The 21,466-nt window shown below is 64.1% G+C and carries 20 protein-coding genes; 13 read left to right on the top strand and 7 right to left on the bottom strand.

The genetic code is table 11. The annotated features are described in order from the left end of the window. Positions 1-2: 2 nt before the first annotated feature. From E8Q41_RS04575 to E8Q41_RS04545, 7 genes are all read left to right on the top strand, one after another. Positions 3-1,466: an aldehyde dehydrogenase gene (locus E8Q41_RS04575; RefSeq protein WP_137154328.1), complete on the top strand. Its 1,464-nt coding sequence runs from the start codon at positions 3-5 to the stop codon at positions 1,464-1,466. A gap of 4 nt (positions 1,467-1,470) precedes the next feature. After that, a complete protein-coding gene (locus tag E8Q41_RS04570) occupies positions 1,471-1,809 on the top strand; it encodes an NIPSNAP family protein (RefSeq protein WP_137154327.1) in 339 nt (112 codons plus the stop codon). A 30-nt stretch (positions 1,810-1,839) separates the two neighbouring features. Next, a complete protein-coding gene (locus E8Q41_RS04565; RefSeq protein WP_137154326.1) occupies positions 1,840-2,850 on the top strand; it encodes an ABC transporter substrate-binding protein in 1,011 nt (336 codons plus the stop codon). Between the two features lie 60 nt (positions 2,851-2,910). Continuing rightward, positions 2,911-3,774, top strand: coding sequence for an ABC transporter permease (locus tag E8Q41_RS04560; RefSeq protein WP_246660079.1), 864 nt, complete (start codon positions 2,911-2,913; stop codon positions 3,772-3,774). Positions 3,775-3,784: 10 nt separating this feature from the next. After that, a complete protein-coding gene (locus E8Q41_RS04555) occupies positions 3,785-4,585 on the top strand; it encodes an ABC transporter permease (RefSeq protein WP_137154324.1) in 801 nt (266 codons plus the stop codon). Beyond that, positions 4,582-5,658 (top strand): ABC transporter ATP-binding protein, encoded by a 1,077-nt coding sequence (locus E8Q41_RS04550; protein WP_137154323.1) that lies wholly within the window; start codon positions 4,582-4,584, stop codon positions 5,656-5,658. The genes E8Q41_RS04555 and E8Q41_RS04550 overlap by 4 nt, the downstream gene beginning before the upstream one ends. Positions 5,659-5,801: 143 nt before the next feature. Next, entirely contained in the window at positions 5,802-6,173 is a 372-nt protein-coding gene (locus E8Q41_RS04545; protein ID WP_137154322.1) for a hypothetical protein, read from the top strand. 47 nt (positions 6,174-6,220) lie between these two features. Here the strand turns inward: E8Q41_RS04545 and E8Q41_RS04540 are convergent, their stop codons facing one another. The 5 genes from E8Q41_RS04540 to E8Q41_RS04520 are packed head-to-tail and all read right to left on the bottom strand — an operon-like array spanning position 6,221 to position 11,102. Beyond that, on the bottom strand, positions 6,221-7,681 hold the full coding sequence (locus E8Q41_RS04540) for an aldo/keto reductase (protein ID WP_137154321.1): 1,461 nt from the start codon (positions 7,679-7,681) through the stop codon (positions 6,221-6,223). A gap of 4 nt (positions 7,682-7,685) precedes the next feature. Further along, a complete protein-coding gene (locus tag E8Q41_RS04535) occupies positions 7,686-8,657 on the bottom strand; it encodes a branched-chain amino acid ABC transporter permease (RefSeq protein WP_137154320.1) in 972 nt (323 codons plus the stop codon). Continuing rightward, a complete protein-coding gene (locus E8Q41_RS04530; protein ID WP_137154319.1) occupies positions 8,654-9,565 on the bottom strand; it encodes a branched-chain amino acid ABC transporter permease in 912 nt (303 codons plus the stop codon). Before E8Q41_RS04530 ends, E8Q41_RS04535 begins: the two co-directional genes overlap by 4 nt. Then, positions 9,562-10,305, bottom strand: a complete 744-nt coding sequence (locus tag E8Q41_RS04525; protein WP_137154318.1) for an ABC transporter ATP-binding protein — start codon at positions 10,303-10,305, stop codon at positions 9,562-9,564. Before E8Q41_RS04525 ends, E8Q41_RS04530 begins: the two co-directional genes overlap by 4 nt. Beyond that, positions 10,302-11,102: an ABC transporter ATP-binding protein gene (locus tag E8Q41_RS04520; protein ID WP_137154317.1), complete on the bottom strand. Its 801-nt coding sequence runs from the start codon at positions 11,100-11,102 to the stop codon at positions 10,302-10,304. The genes E8Q41_RS04525 and E8Q41_RS04520 overlap by 4 nt, the downstream gene beginning before the upstream one ends. Before the next feature lie 100 nt (positions 11,103-11,202). Between E8Q41_RS04520 and E8Q41_RS04515 the strand changes: the two genes are divergently transcribed. From E8Q41_RS04515 to E8Q41_RS04500, 4 genes are read left to right on the top strand one after another with little or no spacing between them, the layout of a single operon-like run. Continuing rightward, positions 11,203-11,913 (top strand): GntR family transcriptional regulator, encoded by a 711-nt coding sequence (locus E8Q41_RS04515; RefSeq protein ID WP_137154316.1) that lies wholly within the window; start codon positions 11,203-11,205, stop codon positions 11,911-11,913. Between the two features lie 8 nt (positions 11,914-11,921). After that, positions 11,922-12,263 carry a TIGR04076 family protein gene (locus E8Q41_RS04510; protein WP_137154315.1) on the top strand — a complete coding sequence of 114 codons (342 nt, stop codon included), beginning with the start codon at positions 11,922-11,924 and terminating at the stop codon, positions 12,261-12,263. A 4-nt stretch (positions 12,264-12,267) separates the two neighbouring features. Then, a complete protein-coding gene (locus E8Q41_RS04505; protein ID WP_137154314.1) occupies positions 12,268-13,314 on the top strand; it encodes an aldo/keto reductase in 1,047 nt (348 codons plus the stop codon). A gap of 1 nt (position 13,315) precedes the next feature. Further along, complete coding sequence (locus E8Q41_RS04500) at positions 13,316-14,572, top strand: ABC transporter substrate-binding protein (protein ID WP_137154313.1); 1,257 nt, start codon at positions 13,316-13,318, stop codon at positions 14,570-14,572. A gap of 107 nt (positions 14,573-14,679) precedes the next feature. On the opposite strand, the gene E8Q41_RS04495 is transcribed toward E8Q41_RS04500, so the two are convergent. After that, positions 14,680-15,570, bottom strand: coding sequence for a LysR family transcriptional regulator (locus tag E8Q41_RS04495; RefSeq protein ID WP_137154312.1), 891 nt, complete (start codon positions 15,568-15,570; stop codon positions 14,680-14,682). A gap of 125 nt (positions 15,571-15,695) precedes the next feature. On the opposite strand from E8Q41_RS04495, the gene E8Q41_RS04490 reads away from it, so the two are divergent. Beyond that, on the top strand, positions 15,696-17,279 hold the full coding sequence (locus tag E8Q41_RS04490; RefSeq protein ID WP_137154311.1) for a proton-conducting transporter membrane subunit: 1,584 nt from the start codon (positions 15,696-15,698) through the stop codon (positions 17,277-17,279). A gap of 4 nt (positions 17,280-17,283) precedes the next feature. Further along, positions 17,284-19,695 carry a DUF2309 domain-containing protein gene (locus E8Q41_RS04485; RefSeq protein WP_137154310.1) on the top strand — a complete coding sequence of 804 codons (2,412 nt, stop codon included), beginning with the start codon at positions 17,284-17,286 and terminating at the stop codon, positions 19,693-19,695. A 198-nt stretch (positions 19,696-19,893) separates the two neighbouring features. On the opposite strand, the gene E8Q41_RS04480 is transcribed toward E8Q41_RS04485, so the two are convergent. After that, positions 19,894-21,429: a trimethylamine methyltransferase family protein gene (locus tag E8Q41_RS04480; RefSeq protein WP_246660074.1), complete on the bottom strand. Its 1,536-nt coding sequence runs from the start codon at positions 21,427-21,429 to the stop codon at positions 19,894-19,896. Between the last annotated feature and the right edge of the window lie 37 nt (positions 21,430-21,466).

Raw genomic sequence — 21,466 nt, 5'->3', positions numbered from 1 at the left:
CGATGCAGCGTTTTCAGCTCTATATCAATGGGCAATTCGAGGATGGCGGCGGACGCTTTGCCAGCATCGACCCCGCGACAGGCGAGGCCTGGGCGAATATGCCGGAGGCCCGCGAAGCCGAGGTCGACAGGGCCGTCAATGCCGCCGAGGCGGCGCTCTGGTCCGGCCCCTGGGCCAGTATGACGGCGACCCAACGCGGCAAGCTTCTCTATCGCCTTGCTGATCTCGTCGCCGCCAATGCGAGCCGCCTCGCAGAGCTGGAAACCCGCGACACCGGCAAGATCATACGCGAAACATCCTCCCAGATCGCTTATGTCGCAGACTATTACCGCTATTACGCCGGTCTCGCCGATAAGATCGAGGGCGCCTATCTGTCGATCGACAAGCCCGATATGGATGTCTGGCTCCGGCGCGAGCCGATTGGCGTGGTCGCGGCCATCGTGCCCTGGAACAGCCAGCTGTTTCTCTCCGCCGTCAAGCTCGGCCCGGCGCTCGCCGCCGGTTGCACGGTCGTGGTGAAAGCCTCCGAAGACGGCCCGGCGCCGCTTCTGGAATTTGCGCGGCTGATCCATGAGGCTGGCTTTCCGGCCGGCGTCGTCAATGTCATCACCGGTTTCGGTCCGTCCTGCGGCAGCGCGCTGACCCGGCATCCGAAAGTGGCGCATATCGCCTTCACCGGCGGTCCCAGCACCGCTGCGGCCGTCGTGCGGAATTCGGCCGAAAACCTCGCCAGCACCTCGCTCGAACTCGGCGGCAAATCGCCCTTCGTGGTGTTCGCAGACGCCGATCTCGAAAGCGCCGCCAACGCCCAGATCGCCGGCATCTTCGCCGCCACCGGCCAGTCCTGCGTGGCCGGCTCGCGGTTGATCATCGAAGCCTCCGTCAAGGACCGGTTCCTGGCCATCCTCAAATCCCGCGCCGAGGCAATCCGCATCGGCGAACCGCTGGATATGGCCACGGAAGTTGGCCCGCTCTGCACCGAGCGTCAGCGCGCGCTGATCGAGAAGACGATCGACGCTTCCATCGCCGCCGGCGCGCGGTTGGTCACGGGCGGCCGCAAGCTCGGCGACAAGGGCCTTTATTACGCGCCGACCGTCATCGATTGCGACGGTGTGACCTCGCCGTCGGTCGAGACGGAACTGTTCGGCCCTGTGTTATCCGTCCTGTCCTTCCAAACGGAAGAGGAGGCCGTCAGGCTCGCCAACGACACGCCGTTTGGTCTGGCCTCAGGCGTCTTCACGCAGAACCTCACCCGCGCGCACCGGATGATCAAGCGCATCCGCGCCGGCGTGGTCTGGGTCAACACCTATCGCGCGGTGTCGCCGATCGCGCCCTTCGGCGGCTTCGGCCAGTCCGGCCAAGGCCGCGAGGGCGGGCTCGCCGCAGCGCTCGACTACACCCGCACCAAGACGGTCTGGGTTCGCACCTCCGACGATCCGATCCCCGATCCCTTCGTGATGCGGTGACGCCATGTATTACGAGATCCGCACCTACAGGCTGAAGAATGGCGCGATCCCCGACTATCTCAAAGTCGTGGGCGAAGAGGGCATCGCCATCCAGAAGAAACATCTGGGCCAACTGCTCGGCTACTTCTTCTCGGAAATCGGCCCCATCAACGAGATCGTTCATATCTGGGCTTTCGACAGCCTCGATGACCGTGACGCGCGCCGCGCCCGCCTGATGGCGGATCCGGCCTGGCGCGCTTTCCTCCCAAAGATCCGCGACCTGATCGAGGTTGCGGAAAACAAGATCATGAAGCCGGCGGCGTTTTCGCCGCTCGGCGGGAGTGCGCCTATCCAAACCACGTGAATGCCAAAAATCAAAACAAGGAACGGGAACATGAAAAAATCATTCGCAATCGCCGCTCTCATGACTGTGGTCGGCTTCACCGGCGCAGCGCAAGCAGAGGACATGGTGTTCGCAAGCTGGGGCGGCACCACGCAGGACGCGCAGAAGGCCAACTGGGCCGACAGCTTTACCGCCAACACCAAGATCAATGTCATCCAGGACGGTCCGACCGACTACGGCAAGATCAAAGCGATGGTCGAAGCAGGCAATGTGACCTGGGACGTGGTCGATGTCGAAGGCGACTACCCCGTTCAGGCCGGCAAGGCCGGCCTTCTCGAAAAGCTCGACTTCTCGGTGATCGACAAGTCCAAGCTCGATCCGCGTTTCGTCACCGACTATTCGGTGGGCAGCTTCTATTATTCCTTCGTGATCGGCTGCAACAAGGACATCGCCGGCAATTGCCCGAAGACCTGGGCCGATCTCTTCGACACCGCGAAATTCCCCGGCAAGCGCGCCTTCTACAAATGGTCGGCGCCGGGCGTGATCGAAGCCGCGCTGCTCGCCGATGGCGTGCCGGCCGAAAAGCTCTATCCGCTCGATCTCGATCGCGCCTTCAAGAAGCTCGACACGATCAAGGCCGACATAGTGTGGTGGGACGGCGGCGCGGCTTCCCAGCAGTTGCTCGCCTCCGGCGAAGCGCCGTTCGGCTCGTTCTGGAACGGTCGCCTCACCGCGCTCGCCGCCACCGGCGTGACGGTTGAGACCTCCTGGGCGCAGAACATCACTGCCGCCGACTCGCTGGTCGTGCCCAAGGGCGCCAAGAACAAGGACGCCGCGATGAAGTTCATCGCGCACGCGACCGCCGACATGCAGCAGGCGCAGTTCGCCATGGCGACCGGCTACGCGCCGACCAATCTCGACTCCAACCTGCTGATGGAAGAAGCGATCCGCAAGACGCTGCCCGACATGCAGGCCGACAGCCAGGTCAATGCCGACATGGATTACTGGGCCGAACACCGTGATGAGATCGGCAAGCGCTGGTACGACTGGCAGGCGAAGTAAGCCCCGGATCGCATCGCCGGCCGCTCTCCGCGTGCGGCCGGCTCTTTCTCCACTGGAACCATTGCCATGACCACGAGCGCGACAGTTGCGCTGAGACGGGGACCGGCGCGGCGCGGAAACGCTCTCGCCTATGTCGCGCCGGCGCTCATTCTCATTGTTCTCTTCTTTTTGACCCCCGTTACCGGCCTGATGTTGCGCAGCCTCACCGAGCCGCAAGTCGGCCTGCAGAATTACGCCGAACTGATCGGTTCCGGCACCTATGTGCGCATTTTCGCCAACACCTTTCTCGTCGCAGGCGTGGTGACGCTTCTGTCCGTGGTGATCGGCTATCCCGTCGCCTGGGCGCTCGCCGTCATGCCGGAGCGCTGGTCGCGGCTGGTCTTCGCCATCATCATCCTGTCGATGTGGACCAATCTGCTCGCCCGCACCTATGCCTGGATGGTGCTGTTGCAGCGCACCGGCGTGATCAACAAGACGCTGAAGGCGCTCGGCCTGATCGACCAGCCCTTGGCGCTGGTCAACAATCTCGTCGGCGTGACCATCGGCATGACATACATCATGCTGCCGTTCGTGATCCTGCCGCTGGTCGGCGTCATCAGGTCCATTGACCCCGCCATACTTAGGGCCGGCGCACTGTGCGGCGCCAATAGCTGGCAATGTTTCACCCGCATCCTGCTGCCCTTGTCACTGCCAGGCATCGCGGCCGGTGGGCTGATGGTCTTCGTCATGGCGCTTGGCTACTATGTCACGCCGGCTCTCCTCGGGGGAACGGCCAATATGATGCTGGCCGAAATGGTGGCGCAGTTCGTCCAGTCGCTCGTCAATTGGGGCATGGGCGGCGCGGCGGCCTTCGTGCTGCTGGTCGTGACGCTGATCCTCTATGGCGTGCAACTGCGCTTTTTCGGCGCAGGCCGGATGAACTGAGGGGGACGCGATGCTTCTGGATTTCGAAAAACTCGGCGCATGGAAATGGCTGCTCATCGGCGTCACCACGCTTGTGTGTCTGTTTCTCATCCTGCCGATCGTGTTCATCGCCGCGCTGTCCTTCGGCTCGTCGCAATGGCTGATCTTTCCGCCGCCATCCTGGACCACACGCTGGTACGCCGAACTCTTCGCCGATCCGCGCTGGCTCTCTTCCGCTTTCACCAGCCTCAAGATCGCCTTGATCGTGACCGTGCTTTCGGTGGTCATCGGGTTTCTGGCCGCGCTCGGCCTCAATCGCGGCCATTTCCTTGGCAAGGAGACGCTCCGGGCGCTGTTTCTCACGCCGATGATCCTGCCGGTTGTGGTGCTGGCGGTTGCGCTCTACGCCTTCTTCCTTAAGATCGGGCTCGCCGGCACGACGCTCGGCTTCATCATCGCCCATCTTTTGATCGCGCTGCCCTTTTCGATCATCTCCATTGGCAATGCGCTCGAGGGTTTCGACAAATCGATCGAGGACGCCGCTATTCTCTGTGGCGCCTCGCCCTGGGAAGCGCGGCTCCGTGTCACCGTGCCTGCCATCAGCCATGGCCTGTTCGGCGCGGCGGTGTTCTCCTTCCTCGCCTCCTGGGATGAGGTGGTGCTGGCGATCTTCATGGCGAGCCCGACGCTGCAGACGCTGCCGGTGAAGATCTGGTCGACGCTCAGGCAGGATCTGACACCGGTGATCGCGGCGGCTTCCACACTCCTCATCCTGTTCACCATGCTTTTGATGATCATCGCGGCTGTGGTCCGCAAGGGACGGAAATCATGACTTCACCCTTTCTCGAAATCCGCGGCATCCGCAAGGATTACGGTCCCGTCACCGCCGTGAAAGACGTGACGCTCGATGTGCGGCAAGGCGAGTTCATGACCTTTCTCGGTCCCTCGGGTTCGGGGAAGTCCACGACGCTCTACATCCTCGCCGGTTTTCAGGATCCGACCCAGGGCGACATCCTGCTCAACGGCAAGACGCTGCTCGACACGCCGTCGCACAAACGCAATATCGGCATGGTCTTCCAGCGCTACACGCTGTTTCCGCATCTGACGGTGGGCGAGAATGTCGCTTTTCCCTTGCGCATCCGCCGGCTGCCGAAGGCCGATGTCGAGCGCCGGGTGAAGGCGGCGCTGCGTCTCGTGCGACTCGAAGGCTTCGAAGACCGCAAGCCGGCGCTGATGTCGGGCGGCCAGCAGCAGCGCGTCGCGCTCGCCCGGGCTCTGGTCTATGAGCCGCCGGTGCTGCTGATGGACGAGCCGCTGTCGGCGCTCGACAAGAAGCTGCGCGAGGAAATCCAGTTCGAAATCCGCCGCATCCATCAGGAAACCGGCGTCACCATTCTCTATGTCACCCATGACCAGGAAGAGGCATTGCGCCTGTCCGACCGTATCGCCGTGTTCAGCCATGGCAAGATCGACCAGATCGGCACGGGCCAGGAACTCTATGCCGATCCCGCCACCCGCTTTGTTGCGGGCTTCGTCGGCGATTCCAATTTCGTCGAAGCCGACATCGTGGCGGTCGATGGCGGCACGAGCACTCTCGCTCTGCCGGGCGGCGTGACGGTGTCGGGCGTGCCGCTGCACAGCCAGGGAACCGGTCAAAAAGCATCGCTATTGCTGCGGCCTGAACGCATCGAACTGGGGCAGGGGACAAGCGAGGGGGCGCTGTCGGGGCAGGTGCGCGATTTGACTTTCCTCGGCAACAACACCCATTTTCTCGTCGATATTGGTGCGGGCGAGCCGATTTCGGTGCGCTTGCCGTTCGGCCATCCGATGCTTGAAGGTCTCGGCCATGGCGCCAGCGTTCATCTCCGGTTTAATCCGGCATCTGCGCATGCTTTCAGGTACTGAAGGCGCAGATGCCGCTCCCAGAATAAATTTCTGGTTCATCCGGATGTAAGCCGCATATCGCATCAACCACCTCCTTGCGTCGCTAGCCATTGGGCGTAGACTGTCCTTGCTATCTACATGGGAAAGCTGGGAGGAGCGACTTCATGAGACGGATGTGGCCTGACGACCTCGACTTCATTCTGAACGGCGCCGAAGAGGTGACGCTGGAAGCGTCCGGAAGCGGCGGAGCGGGATCGGAGAGAGATGGGCATGGTGTGCGCAAGGCGCTGCGCGTGCGGATCTCACAACAGGATTTCGAGCGGATCTGGCCGCTGGCGGAGGCGCGCTATCGCCTCGGCGGCGAACGACTGGGGAAGGCGATCACCCTCATCACCACCAACCCACATTATCACCGCTGGCATCCCACCGATGGGGGAACGGAAGAGCATGTGAGCGAGAGCGGTCGTAGCGTCACGACGAACTATGTCACCGTCCACTTCCTTCTGGACGAAGTGCGCGAGCCGGTGGAGGCGTAACGCTTCCGGCCGTACGAAACGCCCGAGCCCGGAAGCTGTGTTCGGCCCTAGCCGACCACAGCTTCCGCCTCGATCTCGACCTCATAGTCGCCGATCAGATTGCCGGCCTCGATCAGCGTGTTGGCCGGCAGGACCTCGCCGAAGACGCGGCCATGGGCGCGGGAGACCGGCTCCCACTGGTTGGCGTCCTTGAGATAGATGCGGGTGCGGACCACGTCTTCCATCTTGCCGCCGAGCGGCGCGAGCGAGGCGGCGATCTTGTCGAGGATATAGGTCGCCTGCGCGCCGGGGTCTCCCGGGGCGACGCAGCGGTTCGCGCCATGGGTTGCGGTGGTGCCGGAGACAAGGATGCGGTCGCCGACGCGGACCGCGCGGCTATAGCCGGCGATCGGCTCCCAGACGCTGCCCGAGGATACCCTGAGACGATCAGGACGTCCCGGCACGGGAACGGCCTGATAGACCGAAGGGATTGCATCCAGATGATGGCTGAGGTCGCCGGACGCCGTGAGGAATGGCGGCTTGCGATATTCGTCGCCGCAATCGCCGGGAATGGGCGTGGTCTCACCGAAAGCCGCATCCAGCGCGGCATGGTCGTCAGCGTCGAGCGCGAAGCGGAAGACATTCAGATTGTCGTCGCGATGCTCGCTCTCGCCGAGACGCGCGCCGATGATGGTGGCCGCGACGGCCTGATGCTCTAGGACCCAGCGGCTCGCGACATTGGAAAGCGAGACGTTGTGCTTGCGGGCGATGTTTGAGGCGGCGCGGAGGATGGCCTGATAGGGCTCCCAGCCGCCGGCGGCGTCGATGAAACGCTTGTATTTCGACCGGCTCCAGTCTGCGATCTCCGCCGGCTCGGGCTGGCCAAGCCATTTTTCCGACAGGAAACCGCCGCAGAGCGTGCCATAGGCGAGAAGCTTGACGCCGGATCGGGCGCAGACGCGGGAGAGATCGCCTGCCGCGCGCCGATCGATGAGCGAGAACGACACCTGATTGCTGACGATCTCGATGCCATCAGCCAAGGCCAGCGCCAGATGCGCCGCGTCGACATTGGTGAGACCGAGCGCGCCGATGAGACCCTCGTCCTTCATCGCCTGCATTTCATGCAGGGCGTCGAGCCAGGCCGGATGCTCGAATGTCCACCAGTGAAATTGCAGAAGGTCGATCTTGGAGACGTTCAGCCGCTGCAGCCGCTCTTCGACGCCGCGCCGCACGATGTCACGGCTCATCGGGCCTGGCTCCGGGCACCATTTGGTGAAGGCGCGCGGTCTGTCGGCGCCCTCGAAGCGGGCCAGCAGCCGGCCGGTGATGATTTCGGCAGAGCCGTAATGATCGGCCATGTCGAATGTGTCGAAGCCCGCTTTCGCATAGGCGGCCAGCGCGTCGGCGCCGGTTTCCGGATCGATGGTCTCGCCATTCTTCTCGATGTCGGCGACCTGCCATAGACCGCAGACGAGGCGGCTGACCTCGAGATCGGGGGTGAGGCGGATACGGTCGGGGCGGGCGGTCATGTTGTCAGTCCTTGTTTTTTACGGCGCGGGCGGATTTGAGGCGGCTCAGCGGGCTGACCTCTCCGAACAGGCCGCGAGGGCGCCAGAGCAGCATCAGGCAGAGCCCGACGCCGATCGCGACGATTTGCAGAGAGGCGGCGCGCGCTTGCTGGTCGGGCGGAACGAAACTCGAGACGGCGGATGCGGTGAGCGCCCAAAGACCCCAGACAAGGATGGCGCCTGCAATCGCGCCCTTGTTGTTGCCGGAGCCGCCGACGATCAGCATGGCCCAGACCTGGAAGGTGAGGATCGGCATGTAATTGTCCGGCGCGATAAAGCCGATGAAATGCGCCTGGCAGGCTCCGGCGAGCCCCATGATCGCGCCGCCGAGGGTAAAGGCTTGCAGGCGGAAGCGGATCGGCCGCTTGCCGAGCGCCTGCGCCGCCGTTTCATCCTCGCGCACGGCGCGGAGCACGCGGCCCCAGGGGCTTTTCGCCAGATGCTCCAGGCCGAGATAGAGGCAGAGAACGACGACGGCCATGACGCCGAGATTGGAGAAGCTGAACAATGCGGCATTTTCCTGCCAAACGCCGAAGGGGCGGGGAATGAAGCCGATGCCGAAGGCGCCGCCGGTGACCGGCTGTAGATTGAGCATGGCGAGCTGCATCGTCACCGCCACGCCGAAGGTGGCGATGGCGAGATAATCGGCGCGCAGGCGGATCGTTAGCGCCCCGACGCCCCAGGACAAAAGGCCCGAAAGAATGGCGGCCCCCAGCCAGCCCACCACGATCGGCAGGCCGAAGCCGCCCAGCCGGTCGGGAGCGTCGGGCGTCGTCAGAATGGCCGATGTATAGGCGCCGACCGCCACGAAAGCGGCGACGCCGACATTGAAGAGACCGGTCATGCCCCATTGGACATTTAGCCCGAGGCAGATGACCGCATAGGTCAGAGCCATCGTCAGAAAGAAGGCGGCGTAAGCGAGGATATCGAGGCTCATGTCGCTCTCCCGAACAGGCCGCGCGGGCGCGCGAGCAGAACCGCGATGAGGATGACGAAGGCGACCGCCGCGCGCCATTCCGCGCCGACAAGCTGAACCGCCAGCGCCTCGCAAAGGCCGATGATCAGCCCCGCCAGCATGGCGCCCGGCACGCTGCCGATGCCGCCGAGGATCGCGGCTGCGAACAGCGGCAACAGCAGGTCATGGCCGAGATAGGGGCGGATCTGGATGAGCAGACCGCTCATCACGCCGGCCACGCAGGCGAGCGCCGCGCCGAGAAACCAGACCGTGCGGATCACACGGCGCACATCGATGCCGGCGATGCTGGCGAGCGCGGGATTTTCACTGACCGCCCGCATGGCGCGGCCGATATCGGTGCGGGTCATCAGCAGATGCACAACGATCACCGCGATGGCCGCGAGCGCCAGCATCAGCAGCTGGTCGGGCGTGGCGCGCAGGCCCCCGCCGAGCTTCATGGCGATCTGCAGCGCATTGGTGAAATAGGCGGGACTGGAGGTGAAGATGAATTCGAGGATACTGCGCAAAGCTAGCGACGCGCCGAAACTCGCCATGACCATGATGATCACGGCGCTGCCACGGCGCCGAAAACTGGAAAACAGCATCGCATCCACGGCCAGCGCCAGCAGTCCAGTCAGCACGATGGCGAGAAGCAGCCCCGATGGCAGCGACCAGCCGAAGGAGAAAGGGCCGATGGGGGCCGTGAGCCCGGGCGCGAGATAGCCGAGCGCGCCCGAGGCGGCGAGGGCGAGATAAGCCCCCCAGGACAGAAGCTCGCCATGTGCGAAATTGGAAAAGCGCAGGATCGAATAGGTCAGCGTCACGCCGACCGCGCCGAGCCCGATGATCGATCCGGCAATCAGCCCGTCCATCAGAAATTGCGGGTTCATGGGGAGCCCCTTTCACTCGGATGGGTCGCGCCCAGATAGATCTTGCCGACCAGCGGGTCATCTGCCAGTTCTGCAGGCGTTCCCTGATGGCGGATCTGTCCCTCGGCCAGGATCACGGCGCGGCTGGCGATGGCGAGCGCGGCCTTCACATTCTGTTCGACCAGGATCACGGTCACGCCGCTGGCGTTTACGCTGCGCAGCATGGAAAAGACCTCGCCGACGATCTTGGGCGACAGGCCCGCCGAGGGCTCGTCGAGAATGATGACGGGCGGATCGAGCGCCAGGGCGCGTGCGACCGCGAGCATCTGACGTTGTCCGCCCGACAGCGCGCCGGCGAGGCGAGAGGGCTTGGACGCCAGATCTGGAAAGCGGGCAAACAGCGCCTCGATCGCCGTCTTGCGCTGGGACCGCGGCAGATGCGCAACCGCGATCTGCAGGTTTTCGAGAATGCTCATCGTGGCGAAGACATTTTCGGTCTGCGGCACGAAGCCCAGCCCTTCCGCCACTTTCCGATGCGGAGCGACGCGGGTGATGTCGCGGCCGTTCAGCGTCATCGCGCCCGAATGGATAGGCACGAGGCCGGCGATCGCCTTGACGAAAGTGGATTTGCCTGCGCCGTTGGGACCGAGCAACACCACGAGCTCGCCCTTCAGCACCTCGAAATCGACGCCGCGGACGATGGGCAGGTCGGGTTCGTAACCGGCCACGAGGGCATGGGTGGAGAGGACGATGTCGTTCACAGTCCGCCTCCGAGATAGGCGTCTATGACTGCAGGGTTAGCCGCCACATCCGCAGGAGAGCCTTCCGCCAGCGGCTTTCCGAGAGCCATCGCGACGACGCGCGAGCAGAGCCGGGAGACCATGTCCATATTGTGCTCGATCAGCAGGATGGAGACGCCCTGACGGTTGAGCGCCGTCACGCGTTCGATGATCACCTCCAGCAAGACGGGATTTACGCCCGCCGCCGGCTCGTCGAGCAGGATGACATCGGGATCGGCCATCAGCACGCGGGCGAGTTCGAGCAGCTTGCGCTGGCCGCCCGAGAGAACACGGGCTGGCTGATGTTCGAGATGCGACAGCGTGACGAAGTCAAGAAGACTGCGGGCCTTGTCGATCAGCGCGGTCTCGCGGGCGCGCACCGCCGACGGACGGAGAAAGTTGGCGAACAGGCTTTCGCCGACCTGCTGCTGGCCGCCGACCAGCACATTTTCAAGCACGCTCATCTCAGGAAAAGGACGGGGGATCTGGAAGGTGCGCGCCAAGCCATGCGCGATGCGCGTTTCAGGCGCGGCGCCCGAGACTTCGCGGCCGGAAATCCAGAGTTCGCCGGAGGTGGGTTTCAGGCTGCCGGCAATGAGGTTGAACATCGTCGTCTTGCCGGCGCCGTTCGGTCCGATCAGGCCGACCATCTCGCCGCGCCCGACGGTCAGCGACATCTCGGAGACCACGGTCAGGCCCTCGAAACGTTTGGTCAGGCGCCGCGCCTCGATGACGGGCGGGAGGGGGGCCGGTGTGGTTTGAACTGTGCTGGCGGCCATTTGCAAGATTCAGACTTGATTTGATGTGTGATGTTTGATCAAACTTTATGACCGGAAGAAAATCAACCGGTATTTCGCCGGAAAACGCATGAGGCGGGGGATGACGGACATACAGCCCAATCGCGTGGAAGGCCTGACGCCGGTCGGGCGTGAAACCGTGCAGGATCGGGTCTACGGCCAATTGCGCCAGACGCTGATCTCGGGAGGCTTCGCTGCCGGAGATGCGTTGCGCATCGTCGATCTCGCCGAACGGCTGCAGACCTCCACCATGCCGGTGCGCGAAGCGCTCGGTCGCCTCGTCTCTGAACAGGCGCTGGAGGCAATGCCGAACAGAACCGTTCGTGTGCCCCTCATCACCCGGCAACGGCTCGACGACCTCGAACGCGCCCGCGTGCTGATCGAAGGCCGGATGGTCGAGCTCGCCATCGCCAATCTGACTGTGCAGGATCACGAGATCCTCAAGGAGATCAACAGGCAATGCGATGCGGCCTTTGGAGAGCATGGAAACGACATCGGCCCAGTGACGTCGAGCTTCAATCAGCGCTTCCATTTTCACATTTATCAGGCGGCTGGCTCCAATGTGCTGATCCCGATCGTCGAAAGTCTGTGGCTTCAGTCCGGCCCGGTCGTGCGCGCTGCCGCCCAGATCCATGACGAGCAGGGCGGGCTTGCCGCCACCGACCATCACTGGGCGATGATCGAAGCGATCGAACGTGGCGACGCCGAGGGCGCGACGCGGGCCCTCGCCAACGACATCGGGCGGTCCTTCGATCTCGTCAGAACCCGGCTTCTGGCCGAACAGGCCGCGTGAGGAATGCCATGAGCGTCAATGATCTGTTTGAACTCTACGATCTCCGCGTCGAGGTGGTGATTCCTGAAAAAGGGCCCGTCTATTGCGGCGCCAAGCCCGGCGATCATTTCGAGCTTCGCGGCGAGATGCTGCATCTGCCGCCGGGGCAGGGCTTTTCGATCTATTCGCTCGCCTCGGTTCTGCCGCTTCTAGCCGCCAAGCAGCGCCCCACACATCCGCATGACTGGATGACCACCGACGCCGAAATCGCCTGTCCGGACCCCAATTGCGGCACGCGTCTGCGCATCAAGCGGCTGGGCTTGCGCAGGTTCAGCCATGCCGAAACCACTGCCGTTCCCTTGAAAGACTGACATCATGCAACGCATTACCCTCGCGCCCGGCTACGAGATTTCCCGCGTCATTCGCGGCGGCTGGCAATTGGCGGGCGGCCATGGCGCTGTCGATCCCGACGCCGCCATCGACGACATGGTGGCGTTCGCCGATGCGGGCATAACCACCTTCGACTGCGCCGACATCTATACCGGCGTCGAGGAGATGATCGGCCGCTTTCGGCTCCGCTATCGCGATCTGCGCGGCCAGGAAGCGCTTGATCGCATCCGGGTTCACACCAAATTCGTGCCCGATCTCGCGGTGCTGCCCACCATTAGCAAGGCCTATGTCGAAGGCGTCATCGACACCTCGCTCAAGCGGCTCAATCTGGAGCGGCTCGATCTCGTCCAGTTTCACTGGTGGGCTTACGACATCGACGGCTGGCTGGAGACAGCGGGCTGGTTGAAGGAACTGCAGGCGGCGGGCAAGATCGACAAGGTCAGCGCCACCAATTTCGACAGCGATCATATCGAGGCGCTGATCGGATCCGGCGTGCCGCTGGCCTCGCTGCAACTGCAATATTCGCTCCTGGACCGGCGTCCCGAAAAGCGGATGACAGCGCTTGCCGCCGAGAACAACTTTGCTCTTTTCTGTTACGGCACCGTTGCTGGCGGCTTCCTGAGCGATCGCTGGCTTGGTGTGACTGAGCCCGAGCATCCGCTAGAGAACCGCTCGCTCACCAAATACAAGCTGATCATCGACGATATCGGCGGCTGGGATCTGTTCCAGGCGCTGCTCGGCGCGCTGCGCCGCATCGCCGACCGGCGCGGCACCGACATCGCCACGATCGCCAGCGCCGCCATGCTGCGGCGGCCGGGCGTGGCTGCGGTCATCGTCGGCGCGCGCAATCGCGATCATCTCGCCGCCAATCTGGCGATTTCCGACACGACTTTGTCGGACGAGGATCTCTCCGAAATCGAGGCCGTCATGGCCGAGGCGAAGGAGCTGGAAGGGGACGTCTACACGCTCGAACGGGATCGGACGGGACGTCATGGGAGCATCATGAAATACAATCTCAACAAAGGGGAATGACATGAAAAAACTGGTTCTCGCATCCACCATGCTGGCGGGCCTCGCGCTGCCGGCCTTCGCCGCCGATTGCGACATCACCGTCGGCGTCGTCATGGAACTCACGGGCCCGGCCGGCGAATATGGCAAGGCCGGCGCAAAATCGATCGAAATGGCCTTCCGCGACTTCAACGACGCCGGCGGCGTCGGCGGCTGCAAGCTCGTCATGGACACCCGTGACAGCCAGAGCCAGGGCAATGTCGCCGTGGACCAGGCGACCCAGCTGGTCAATATCAAGAAGGCGCCGGTGATCATCGGCGGCATCATCTCATCGGTGTCGATCCCGATCCTGACCTCGGTGACCGCGCCTGCCGGCGTGCCGCAGGTCTCGCCCGCTTCGTCCTCGCCGACGCTGACGGCGCTGGGTCGCGAGGGCAAAACCAATGGCGTGTTCTTCCGCACCATCACGTCTGATGCGCTGCAGGGCACGGCTGCGGCGAAATACGCCATCGACCAGGGCCTCAAGAAGATCGCCATCATCAACGTCAACAACGACTTCGGCGTCAACATGGTGAAGGAGTTTTCCGCCGCCTACACCAAGCTCGGCGGCGTCATCACCTCCACCACGCCCTATAACGAAAAGCAGGCGAGCTATTCGGCCGAAGCCAGCGCCGCAATGAACGGCGAGCCGGAAGCCCTCTATCTCGTCAGCACGCCGGTCGACGGCGCGACCATTGCCCGCGCCTGGATCTCCGGCGGCGGCCCGGCCAAGTTCCTGCTCAATGACGGCATGAATTCCGGAGATTTCATCTCCGCCGTCGGCGCGCAATATCTGAACGACGCCTATGGCACGTCCTCGGGCACCAGCCCGACCGCCTCGACTGAATATTTCAACGCCAATTACGAAAAATTTTCGGGCGGCATCTCGCCGGCGGCGCCGGCGGCAGACCGCTCCTATGACGCCGGCGCGATCGTCGGGCTCGCCATCGCCAAGGCCGGCAAGGCCGACAAGGCCGCCATCAAGGCCGCTATTCCGGAAATCGTGGCCCCGGGCGGCGAGCCCATCCATGCCGGCAAGGCGGAGTTTGAAAAGGCGCTGAAGCTTCTCAAGGAAGGCAAGCCGATCAAGTATGAAGGTGTGATCGGCAATGTCAGCTTCGACAAATATGGCGACATCACCGGCCCCTTCCGCCTGTGGAAGATCAAGGACGGCGAAGTGACCACTGTCGGCCAGATGGAAGCCGACGAAGTGACCAAGCTCAAGGCGTCGCTCGGCGAGTAATTGATCCTGTAACGAGAGCAAGGGCGGCGCCATGTGCGCCGCCCGTCTGCATTCGCCGGCTGAAATTAGTATCTGCTCTTCGCCTCATCTGCGGGCCTTATGGGCCCTCAGCCGATATCCCTGTCCATCGCATGATCGAGCAACGGGCCGATCAGCGGATTTGGGAAGCGGCGTTTGACGGTCACGGCGTAGAAGGATTCGATCATGCCGGGCAGGGCGTCGAACTCCATGAGCGAGCCGGCTTCGAGTTCGCCCTTGACCACGATCGGCGGCAATACTGCGAGGCCTGCGCCTTCGCGCGCCAAAAGACGCATCATCGCCATGTCGTCCACTTCCGCGGCCACTTGCGGCGTCACGCCGAGACGGGCGACGAGCGCTTCGAATTGCGCCCTGACGCCGCTTTCGAGCGTCGGCAGAATGACCGGATGGGCAGCAAGGAGATCGGCGAGCGTCGCGCCTGCTTGGCCATAGGTCGGACGGCCAATCAGGCTCACCCGCTGCTGATAGACATGCTGGGCGATAAAGGGGGTGACGGAGTCGGCCATCGGCGCCTGGTTCAACAGCACGATGTCGAGATTGAGCCCCTCCAGCGCTCCTAGCAATTCGCTGGCGCTGCCCGAACGCAGGATGATGTCTACATCCGAGCGCCCGAGAATGGGGCGAAGAAACTCGATCTGGAAGTTGCGGGACAGGGTCGCGAGCGCGCCGATGCGGATGGCGCGACGGGTTCGCCCGGTTTCCTTCAGCGTCTCGACCAGTTCCTCGCCGGTGGAGAAAATCGTGTCGGCATGGTCGAGCGCGATCCTGCCGGCTTCGGTCAGAAACAGTTGCCGGCCCCGACGCTCGAACAGGGCATGCCCCAGACGCTCCTCCAACTGCTTGATCTGAATGGATAAAGCCGATTGCGACAAGTTCAGCCGTTCGGCCGTGCGCGTCAGATTTCCGTCATGGGCGACGGCGCGGAAATAGCGCAAATGATGATAGTTCAGCTCGGACATGGTTCTATAATATAGAACGGAATTGCAGAAACAATGAATTTTTATTGAGCATACTCGACTGATAACAAAGCCGTGAATTGCCCGGCGCCGCCTCCCAGGCCCGCAGCTCTGATCGGAGATGTCTCATGATCCATGCTTTACCGCTTCTTGCGCCGCTGTTGCTCGCGGCGGCATCGCTTTACGCCTTCAGATCCCCGGGCCTGCGTCCGCGCGGAGCGATCCGCGCCGCTGAAGTCGCCGCAATAAGTTCCATAATAGTTGTTACCGCTTCGGGGTTTGTGCTCGGCCTCTTCGGGGCGGGAACCAGCGCGACCATCGGCGTCGGCTATTTCACCTTCTCGGTTCGCCTTGATCTCGTCAGTCTGGTGATGCTCGCCCTTGTCTCCTTCATCGGCTGGGTGGTGCTTCGCTTCGCAGGAACCTTTCTGGACGGCGAGGCCCGGCAAGGCGCATTCACGGGCTGGATGACGGCAACCCTGGCGGCGGTCCTGCTGTTGGTGCAGGCGGGCTCGCTTCTGGTCCTGATCATCGGCTGGGCCGGCGCAAGCCTGCTGCTGCACCGGCTCCTGCTGTTTTATCCGGAGCGGCCAGCCGCCCGACGCGCGGCGCGCAAGAAGTTCATCGTCTCCCGCCTCGGCGACGCCGCGCTGATCGGCGGCGCTGCGCTTCTGGCGATTTCCTTCGGAACCGGCGATATTGCGACCATTCTGGCCGCTGCGCGCGAGGGTCAGGGTCTGCCGCTGACGGTCTGCGCCGCCGCGTGTTTCGCGCTCGCCGCGCTGCTGAAGTCGGCGCAGTTTCCGACCCATGGCTGGCTGACCGAAATGATGGAAGCGCCGACGCCGGTCTCCGCGCTGCTGCATGCCGGGGTGGTCAATGCCGGCGGTTTCCTGTTGATCCGGTTTGCCGATGTCATGCTGCAGGCGCCGGGCGTGCTGGCGGTTCTCGTCATGGTCGGCGGCTTCACCGCGCTGTTCGGCTGTGTGGTGATGCTCACCCAGCCGGCGGTCAAGACCTCGCTCGCCTGGTCGACTGTCGCGCAGATGGGCTTCATGATCCTGCAAAGCGGCCTCGCCCTGTTTCCGATCGCGCTGCTGCACATCGTCGCCCATTCGCTCTACAAGGCGCACGCCTTCCTGGCCTCCGGCTCGGCGGTCGAAAGCGTCGCGTCTATCCGCAGGCCGGGTCCTGTGGCGATCCCCAACGCCCGGGCGGTCGGCCGGGCTTTCCTTCTGGCCCTCATCATCTATGCGGCGATCGGCTTCCTGTTCGGCTTCGGTCCTATGCCGATTCAGGCGCTGGCTCTCGGCGCCATGTTGATCTTCGGCGTCGCCTATCTGATTGCCCAGGGCCTGGCGGACGCCGCTCCATGGGCGTTGACCTGGCGAACCTCTCTCTATTCGATCTCGGCGGCGACCGCCTATTTCGGGCTGCATCGGATCTCCGACATGCTGATGCATGGCGTATTGCCGCCGCCGCCGTCGCCCGGTCCGCTCGAATGGACGTTGATGCTGCTCGCCGTCATCTCGTTTGGCGCAGTGGCCGTCGCCCAGTCGCTGTTTCCGCTTTGGGCCTATCATCCGGCAGCTGCGGGCCTTCGCGTTCATCTCGCCAACGGGCTCTATGTCAACGCGCTTTTTGATCGTCTTCTCGGCGGCTGGTCCCTCCCCCGCTCCGTCTCCTCAACCTCCGCATCCGTGAAGGAGTGAACCCATGGCCGATACATCCTCTTTCGACACGCTGCATGGCCAGACGCTTTCGCGCGCGGCGGACAAGGCCGTCAGGGCAATCCCCCCTGCTTGGCCTCTGACGGCGACCGTTGCCGTCAATCCCTTTATCGGCCAGACGACCGAAGCTTTCGACAACACGGCCGCTCTTCTCTCTCGAATCGCCGGCGTGCGTCTGGCGCTTCCGCGCAAGCACTATGCCGACAAGATCGCTTCCGGTGAGATTGTCGATGAGGATTTGCTGTCGGCTCTGGCCGCCTTCGGCGCATCCGATCTGGACCTCGCCGCGCTCAAGTCTGCGGCTGCGTCGGAGCCCAAGCCAGTGGCGGCCTTGCCGACCATCGCGGATCTCGCCGCGCGCGCAGCCGGCAAGGACTGGCCCGCCATCGTCGCCGACAGGATCGGGGCTTTCGCCGCCGGCTTCTTCGATGAGGGGCAGGCGCTCTGGGCAGCCTCGCGCCGCAACGGCCTCTACGCCGCCTGGCGGGCCTTCGCCATGCATGACCTCACGCCGGAGATCCTGGGTCTCAAGGGTTTCGGCGCGCATGTGGCCGACACGCCGGAGGCGCCCGAGGCCGCGATCGAACGGGCCGCCGTCTCGCTCGGCCTCGGAGCCGAGCCGGGGACGTACTTCCACCAACTGCTGCTGACGCTCGGGGGCTGGGCGCAATATGCGCGGCATAGTCAGTTCAAGGCCGAAGTCTCGGGCCGCACCGACCCCTCCCCGCTTGAGATGCTCGCTATCCTGCTCGTCTTCGAGGAGGCGCTCTATGCGCTGCACAAGAGCGCAATCGAGGCGGAATGGCGCAAGGTGCGGAAGATCCATGCCGAACCGCTGACCCCGACCGCCGACATACGCATCGACGCTGTGCTGCAACTGGCCGTAGAGCGGGCTGCTCAGCGCAAGCTGGCGTCACTCCTCGCCGCGCCGCAGGCCGAAAAACTCGCCGAGGTCAGGCCGATGCTGCAGGCCGCCTTCTGCATCGATGTCCGGTCGGAAATCTTCCGGCGCGCGCTCGAAAGCGCGGATGGCGGCATCCGGACGCTCGGCTTCGCCGGCTTCTTCGGCCTCGGCGCGAGCCACAAGGGCTTTGCCTCCGATGTGCCCGAACATCGCCTGCCGGTTCTGCTGAAGCCGTCGGTCTTCACCTGCGCCGAGGTAGAGGAGAACAAGGATGCCGATCGGCAGGCGCGGTTCAGCGCCCGCGCGACCCGGGCCTGCGGGCGGTTCAAGCTCGCGGCGGTGTCGTCCTTCGCTTTTGTTGAAGCGATGGGTCCCGTCTATGCCGCCAAACTGCTGCGCGACGGCTTCGGTTTCGGCAAGGGGAAGCGGCCCGACGCCGCCAAGCCCCGCCTTTCTCCGAGCCTCGATCTCGACCTGCGCGCCGGCATGGCCGAGACGGTGCTCAAGGCGATGTCGCTGACCGAAGGCTTCGCTCGCTATGTGTTGATCGCCGGCCATGGCGCCAATACGGTGAACAACCCCTATGCCAGCGCGCTGCATTGCGGCGCCTGCGGCGGCTATGCCGGCGATGTCAATGCGCGCCTTCTGGCCGACCTCCTCAATGACCGCGGCGTGCGCGAGAGGCTGGCGCTGAAGGGCATCCGCATCCCGACGGATACTGTGTTCCTTGCCGGTCTGCATGACACCACGACCGACGCCGTCACCTTGTTTACGGATGATGTCGACGCCGCTGTCGCCGCAGAAGACCTGTCGCGCATCCGGAGTTGGCTGGCGCTTGCAGGCCGGCTGACGCGGGCGGAACGGTCGCTCAGGCTGCCCCGCGCCAAGGCGGGCAATGTGAGCGGGCGGAGCCGCGACTGGTCGGAAGTGCGCCCGGAATTTGGTCTCGCCGGCTGCCGCGCCTTCATCGCCGCGCCGCGGAGTCGCACGGTCGGGCGGTCGCTCGAGGGGCAGGCCTTCCTGCACGACTATGTCTGGCGGAAGGACGAGGGCTTCAAGGTCCTCGAACTGATCCTGACGGCGCCTGTTGTGGTGGCGAGCTGGATCAGCCTGCAATATTTCGGCTCCTCTGTCGCGCCCTCGCTCTTCGGAGCCGGCAACAAGCTGTTGCACAATGTCGTCGGCGGCATCGGCGTGGTCGAAGGCAATGGCGGAAACCTGCGTGCGGGACTTCCCTGGCAATCGGTGCATGACGGCGAGAATTTCGTCCATGAACCCTTGCGCCTGACAGTCGCGGTGGAGGCTCCGAAAGAGGCCATTTCAGATATACTGCAGCGGCATGCGGGCGTCCGCGCGCTGTTCGACAATGGCTGGCTGAGCCTGTTCGCGCTCGACGACAAGGGGCGGATGGCCTGGCGTTACCAGGGCGGTCTGCGCTGGGTGGACGCCTCTTCGGATGTCCACGTGGAGGCGGCGGTCAAGGCCGCGAGCTGATGCGGGATGTGGGGCGTGCGCCTGCGACACGGATGGCGCACGCGGCCGGGGTCGCGGGCGCGAACATCGGTCCCTAAGCCCTGGTTCCGCATCTGCGGCGTCATCGAAAGCCGGAGGCGCCGGATTGGAGTCACAGATGTCTCGTTGCTCCTTTCAGGGCTCTGAGACGAGTGCTGGGCCGGGGCGGAGACGGCCCGATCAGGCCGCGTCGAGTTGGCCGCGGCCAATTTCCTCTTTGCGGCGCGCGACATAGGCCTCAAGTTCGTCTTCGATCGCAGGATCCAGCGCTGGCTGCTGATAGGTCCTGAGCAGCTCCTTCCAGATGGCGTTGGCGCGTTCGGTGCCGCTGCGGGCGCCCGTCTCGGACCAGGTCTCGAAATTCCGCCAGTCTGATAGCATCGGCTCGTAAAAGGCGTTTTCGAAACGGGCGATAGTGTGCGGCGCGCCGAAGAAATGGCCGCCGGGGCCGACATCTCCGATGGTATCAACCGCGCGGGTGTCGGCGTTGACTTGCAGCGGATCGAGGAAGCTGCGCATCATCTGCAGCATTTCGGCGTCGAGGATCAGCTTTTCGAACGAGGCGGTCAGCCCGCCCTCCAGCCAGCCCGCGGCGTGTTCGATGAGATGGGCGCCGCCCATGATGGTCGACCACAGCGACATGCCGCTTTCATAGGCCGCCTGGACATCGACCGTATTCGACGCCGTGACATTGGAGGAGCGGAAGGGAATGCTGTATTTCCGCGCCAGTTGGCCCGAGGCGATCTGCGCCTTGGCGTATTCCGGCGTGCCGAAAGCCGGCGACCCCGTGCGCATGTCGACGTTCGAGGTGAAGCCGCCATAGAGCACCGGCGCGCCCGGCGCTGCGATCTGCGCCAGCGTGATCAGCGCGAGCGCTTCGGCGTTTTGCTGGGTGAGCGCGCCGGCGATCGTGACCGGGCTCATGGCGCCTGACAGCGTAAACGGCGTCATCGCCACCGGTTGGCCGGCCCGCGCCATGGCGAGAAGCCCCTCTCCCATGGGAATGTCGAGGCGGAGCGGCGAATTGGAGTTCACCACCGTCAGCGTCGCCGGCTTCCGGCGCAACTCGTCCCGGCTCTGGCCGAGCGCGATCGTCAGCATTTCCAGCGCATCTTCCACCCGATAGCGGCCCAGCGCCCAGCATTGCCAGGTCTTGTCGGTCAGCCGGATGGCCGCGTCGTAGAAATCGAGATGACGGGAGTCAGGATCGAGATCGGTCGGCTCGCAGGGGCAACCGCCTTCCTGGTGAAGGACATTCAGGCTCTGCACGACTTTGATAAAGTCGCACATATCGCGATAATTGCCGGCGCGGCGGCCGCGATCGAGATCGGAGACGAAGGCCGGGCCGCCGGTGGCCGCGAAAATCAGGCTGCCGTCGCCAACCCGGAGATCGCGGGCGGGATTTCGGGCCTGCAATGTGAAGGACGATGGCGCGCTGCGGATGATCTCCTCGATCATGGCGGGATCGAAGCGCACCCGTTGGCTCGTCTCGTCGACATCGGCGCCGGCCGCTTTCAGAAGCTTTCGGCTTTCCCCATGCATCACCTCCATGCCCGTCCGGGCGAGAAGATCGAGCGAGGCGAGATGGATGGAATGGACCTCGTCCTCGCTCAACAGCCCGATCGGCGGATAGCGATTGACGACGCCGCCAAAACCCATCTGTCTGATCCCGCCTGCCGCCCGTCTTGCCTCGCGGCGTCCCGCCTGTCGCGTCATGGTCATCTCCTGCATCAGGGCCTTCTCTTCGACGAAG

This window comes from Rhizobium sp. FKL33, assembly GCF_005222915.1.
GTDB lineage: Bacteria > Pseudomonadota > Alphaproteobacteria > Rhizobiales > Rhizobiaceae > Rhizobium_E.
The sequence above is the reverse complement of the archived record's forward strand: the minus strand, read 5'-3'. Positions and strand labels throughout refer to the sequence as shown.